3 protein-coding genes are annotated in these 4,174 nt (G+C 47.5%); 1 reads left to right on the top strand and 2 read right to left on the bottom strand.

Annotation, left to right across the window (positions count from 1 at the left end; all coding sequences use genetic code 11):
* The coding region (locus tag IQ260_RS28320; RefSeq protein ID WP_193996414.1) for a DUF4342 domain-containing protein at positions 1-187 on the top strand (187 nt) is incomplete at its 5' end.
* Between the two features lie 119 nt (positions 188-306).
* Here the strand turns inward: IQ260_RS28320 and IQ260_RS31290 are convergent.
* Together IQ260_RS31290 and IQ260_RS28305 are read right to left on the bottom strand one after the other, a co-directional pair.
* Positions 307-3,576 carry a glycoside hydrolase family protein gene (locus IQ260_RS31290; RefSeq protein ID WP_228016507.1) on the bottom strand — a complete coding sequence of 1,090 codons (3,270 nt, stop codon included), beginning with the start codon at positions 3,574-3,576 and terminating at the stop codon, positions 307-309.
* Between the two features lie 289 nt (positions 3,577-3,865).
* Positions 3,866-4,174 (bottom strand): WD40 repeat domain-containing protein (locus tag IQ260_RS28305; RefSeq protein WP_193996413.1); only part of this gene is annotated, 309 nt, incomplete at its 5' end.

Genomic DNA, 4,174 nt, shown 5'->3' with positions numbered 1-4,174 from the left:
CAATGAGAGTAATGTCCGCCGGATTTTGATTAAAAATGCAGAAGGGCGGATCTTGCTGGAAATACCCCTAACCGCAGGTCTAGTGGGTGGCGCTGTTGGTCTGGCCTTTTTTGCGCCTTTGGTTGCGATCGCATCTGTCGGTATGCTGGTTGCTCGCTTTACGTTAGTTGTCGAACGACGAGCCTGAGGACTTTTGGCTGTTCCGACATCACAGCCTCAGAAACCAAGATTCAGGCCTATTGCGTGCAGGCGTTCCACGGAACGCCTCTGCAGCCATATTCTTTGGTGCTTATAAAATCCTTATGCCTAAGGTCTGCGTCTACGGTCTTTTTTCTTGCCTCCTTTGCCGCCAAGATGGGAGTCCCAATCGCCGATACTGGCCCCAAAATGGCCCTTAGAAAACCACTCAGACTTTAACAGTGCCCACCAGTCGGCGGTGAGCCCAGCCAGGACATATTTGTAGGGCAGCCAGCCATAGCCCCCCTGCCCCCAGGAAGCTCCCCAGGAGTTGCGGATCAAAATAGCGCCTTGCGATCGCTCCGTCCCATCGGCTGACTCGATGATGCGATGGTCATCGTACCCCACAGCGACAACGGCATGTCCTCCCGCCATTTCGTCGTTTGCACCAGGGTAGGGCACATGACCACGCTTAAAATTAAAGTCTTCATAGATCGAGTTGTACACCGTAAAGCCAAACATACAGGGCACTCCCGACACCAGCACCGCCTTAATTTGAGCCAGGAGCGCCGGTTTTGAAATTCCTGCATGGTCCAGGCGACAGTACTTTACGGCCTGATAGTTCTGGGCATAAGCATAGCAAAACTGATTGGGCTCATGGTCAAACTTATCGGCATGTTCGGTGTAGGGCCAATACTCTTCCGGCGGAATGCCGAATAGTACCATGGCCCTCATGGTCTCTCGCACAGAGGCTCCCGTATCGCCCGTTCGATGCATGAGATTACGGGCTGCTTTATAAAGGAAACGGGCAGAAAGATTTTCATGGCGATTGAACGTTTTTCTAGCAAAATATTCCACCAGGGCTATTCCCGCCTGGGCTGTGCAGGTATTGAGCGTTCCTTGATCTTCAATGGAAGAACACCAATAGCTCAAGTCAACAAACTCTGGTAGAGCAAGATATAGCCATGTTTCAGTGTGCTCCTGGCCCTCCAGGTCGGCTGGGACGCCAAAAAAACGCTGATTTTGTTCTCTCTGGCTCCCTTTAATCGGAATTTGCACAGCATCTGAATACCGATTCAGTAGCGAAGTCTCATGGCTAGTGGAGCCAGCGTCGGCCATGGGAACATATAGCAGCGTCGGCTGCTGAGCATCGAGTCGATTGCTTTCATCAGTCCATCGTTGTTCGCCAATGGGGCAAAGGAGCATAAATTTTTGAAACACCTTCAGGGCAATAAACTGTTTTGTTAATGCCTGCTGCGCCTGGCGTAAGGCATTTTCAGCCTGACTCACCTGATTAGTTGCTTGAGTGGTGTCTAAGGCTTCATATTCTTCTCTTTCTTCAGCCGCTTCAGCCGCTTCCTGTTGTGCCTTTTCTAGAGCGTCTTGACAGGTTTGACACTGCTTTAAAGACTGCTCAAATAGCTCGTAGGACAGAATTTCCACCTTCAACAAAGAGGCGGTGAGTAACTTTAAAATCTCATCGGCTTGCTCGATAGGATCTTTGTTTGGTTTTAAGGCTCTGATCAGCTGTAAAATTTCATCTGCCTGCTCTATCGCCTGCTTAGAAGGTCGTGATGACGTCAATAATGCACCCACCAGGTCAGGCTGTTGCAACACAGCCTGAAACGTTTCCACCGTCTGAGCAATCGCCCGATGGATAGTTTCGTAGCACCCCATGGGTGCCAGGACTTGTGCCATTGCCTGTACCACCGGCACAAACAGCTGTTCAAAGGTTTCTTTACAAGCGTCAATATCTTGATCGGTGATGTTTGGAGCGTTGGGGTTGCTATCTTCAGCGGCTTCCCCCGTTAAATAAACCAATTCTTCTTCATCTACCAAAATTGGTTCATCGTTTTGAACGGTTTCCTTAACAACTTTAAACACAGCTGCGCCCAAAGCATCGGATACTTCATCTGGCAAATGCCAAGACATGGGCAATCGTTTGATCTGAATACGACGAAACTGCTCCAGCTGTTCGCGAGCATCATTAACTAGTTTCTCAAGTTCTTCTTGAAACTTGGGGATCAGCTGTCCAGGACCCTGTGCATTAGTTTTAGTATTAAACAATGCCTTCTCTTTTTTACGCCGTTTAAGCAACTCTGGTAGCTCCTGACCACTCGCTCTACTCCAACGCTCAAATTCCTCAGCCGCTTGATCATACTTCTTCTCATTGAGACGTTTGAGCAGGGTTGAACCCTTTAAAGCACCCATGCCGACGTTATAAACAAAGCTCAACAACGCCCCAAACTGATTTTCATTGATCTCAACTTTGACATGATCTCGAATGGCTGCAGCCAAGAGCTCTAAATCTTGTAGTAACAGATCCTCAGCTTCTACTTGGGTAATAGACAACTCAGGATGCACATCTTGAGTATGTCCATAGCCAATGGTCCAAATCCCAGGGGGCAGTTTTTGGGCCTTTAGCGATAGGGTCTCAAACTCTTTTATCAGCTCAACTCCAGCATTGGGTAAAGTAGGATATTTAAGCTTTTGTCGTATTTTTTGCCGGATCCGTCGGGTTATGGCAATAAAATTTCCACTATTAATTTCTATCGGGTAGGACTCTTTCTCTTGAGTAGACAGCGCGCTGCTCTGAAGCGCAACATTGTCACAGTTATTATCTTTATTTATTGCTTTGAGTTCAGTCTCAATAGTTTTGATCTTGGTGGCCACCTCGTCGAGCTGAGCTTCATAAAGTTCGCGGGTGGGCTCAGTTTCAAAAAGTGCCAGGGTCTCTGGATCTAGAACACCGTCAACCCTATGGTTATTCGTTGCATTAGGCGAATCGCTCTGCGATCCACTGTTTGAACTTATCTCTAGACCGTTATTGGCTTGTTTTTTATAATCGTTCTTATCTTTATTATTATTGTGATGATAGGTTTGGTATAGCCTTAGTAAATGTCTAAATCGAGGGTCTGCATGGGGCTGAAACCACCATTCAACATTCGCTTTCACATCATCAATCAGCTGTTTGCTAACAATTGAATTTTCTGTTTCTTGATTTTGAATATTTAATAGCCGTTTGTCTTTTTCACTTTTTAAGTTGAGTCCAACTACAAATTCCCGCAAATAGGCCTTAACTCGAAGGACTTCAGGACTGCTGACGCCTTCGGTTAAATACTGATGTACCCTTACAGGTCTAAAGGAAAGCGTCTGGCTGAGAAATTCTTGCTCAACTTGCTGAATGCGTTGATGGAGGGCCTCTGAGGTTTTAGAGTCAACATGCTCCAGGATCGCCCGAAATGTTTCTGTCGTTCTCCCAGCCAGACTCTGCAGGGAGCTGGCTACCGTTTCACTACCAGCGGTATCAACAACCTTTTGAACTTTAGAATGTGACAACGTGTAGTCTTTGACATCTGGGAAATCCGGTACCCAGCCAGTGCCTTTTTGTGTCGACATAATTCACCCTGATAGTGCAAAATAGATGGTTCGTAGTTGACAACAAGGTTTTTGACCTACATTCCTTGCGTGTTTACAACTCAGTACAGTTATTGTTGATAAATCGCAGACCTGATTAACAGATATACGCCCAGGTGAAAGCACTTATGCAACTAATCTGGCAGGGTTTTGTGGCTAAATAATGGACTCAATAAATCCGGTTTCGACTCCGCTCAACCTTCCAGCTTAGAGAGTTGAGCGTAGTTGAAACTCGATCTATGGGTATTTCATTTTCGAGCCAGCCCCTTATCTAATTCGAGTTGAGGCTGTCGCCAGCCCCATCCTCAAACCAGCGATAGCCCCTGGCCATCAGGGCCTCAAAAGATAAATCGTCTACATCCCAGAGCAAACCAGTAGTATCAGCACTCGCGGAAATCAGCCGGGTACCATCGGCACTAAACCGGATGCTATTGACGTCATCACCGTGGCCATTAAGACTGATGAGCGGCTGACCGTCGCTGTGCCATAGCCTCACGGTGCCGTCATCGCTGGCGGTGGCAATACGTTGACCATCGGGGCTAAACGCCACTTCCCAAATAGCAGCCCCATGCCCCTGCAG

The sequence above is a fragment of the Leptolyngbya cf. ectocarpi LEGE 11479 genome, from assembly GCF_015207065.1.
GTDB classification, from domain to species: domain Bacteria; phylum Cyanobacteriota; class Cyanobacteriia; order Phormidesmidales; family Phormidesmidaceae; genus Leptothoe; species Leptothoe ectocarpi.
Note: the sequence above shows the minus strand (reverse complement) of the source record. Positions and strands in the feature narration are given on the sequence as shown.

What these genes read in the sequence shown, in the direction of transcription:
- IQ260_RS31290 (WP_228016507.1), bottom strand. Translation starts at nt 3,576, where the DNA reads ATGTCGACACAAAAAGGCACTGGCTGGGTACCGGATTTCCCAGATGTC.